This is a genomic window from Vallitalea sediminicola (genome assembly GCF_054408565.1).
In genome coordinates, this window is sequence record NZ_BTPT01000036.1 from 1 (window position 1) to 1,240 (window position 1,240).

Here is a 1,240-nt window from a genome sequence, read left to right on the forward strand (position 1 = left end):
CAAAATATAAGCACCGATTTTTAGGTACTTTAATAACTTCCGCATTTATTCCACGGTTCTATTTACAACGAGCCTCTAATGGCATGTTTTGATGCATCAGAGGCATCCCCTAACCTGTTTTGTGGCATAGCAAGTAAAGCATGGGATGCCTTGCAAAGAAAGCATAACATGCCATTTTCTCATTATAAATAGACTTTCGCGGCATAAAAGCTATTTTTATGGAATTTTATTTAGCTATAGTCAAAGCTTGGGAGTACATTGCAGACTCAAAGGATTGTTCATAATAGTGTTTTTGCTTTTTAACAAACTTTGTAAAAGTACTCTTTTTCCACGGATGAGACATTGGTGGAATATATCTTTTGCGAGGTTTTTCGGTGCTTTGGGGGTAATGGAAATTTCTTGATGTATATTCATGTTCTGGTATCTCGTCTAGAGTGTATACTTTTTCTCCTATGCTTGTAAATAGTTGTCCATCAAAAGATTTAATAACTAGAGCCAGTGTACCTTTATGGTAATAAACAGGGTAGCCGTTAGAATCTATAGGTTTATAATATTTTTTGTTTAATCTGATACAGTGACCGTTATCAATCTTACGATTTACAAGAACTGCAAGAGTAAGATTAATTTTTTCATTATCGGGTTGTTTTTCAAAAACAGATTTGATATTATTAATAGGCAGAGCAAATTTAGCATTATATTTTTGTATGTAGGAGTCCAAAAATATATTTGCTTGTTCTATGGTTGTTGCGCCTGCTAATCTTAATTCGATTGGTAGGCGCGATTGTAATGTTTGGAACATTCGTTCTACGCGACCTTTGGCTTGCGGATTACTGGTGGTTCTGATTTCAACCCCCAACTGTTTACAAGCATAACCAAACTGAGTAAAAGTATCCTTTTCAAGAGAAGGAGATTTTTTCTTCTTATATTCAAAGACAGTACGTCTATCAGTATAAAACATATAGGGAATACCATAATCATCTAAAATCTGATGGAAAACATTATAGTAGCCTTTCAACGTTTCTTGTTGGTCAAAATATGCTCCAACAACAGTTCCTGTAGCATCATCAACAGCAATATGTAGATGAGTTTTTTTATCCCCAAACCAAAAGTGTACAGAAGCATCCATTTGAATCATCTCACCTAAAAAAGCACAGCGTGGTCTACGAGGATGAGCATCTTCAAGAGCAACTATGTTTTCTGTAATTTTAGCAACCTCTTTCTTTGATTTAGTAGCATTTCT

Annotated in this window: 1 protein-coding gene; it reads right to left on the reverse strand. The window is 34.8% G+C overall.

Translation table 11 applies throughout. The features are described 5' to 3' along the window. Positions 1–226: 226 nt before the first annotated feature. On the reverse strand, positions 227–1,240 hold a 1,014-nt coding region (locus ACX6CF_RS15795; RefSeq protein ID WP_458786313.1), incomplete at its 5' end, for an ISNCY family transposase.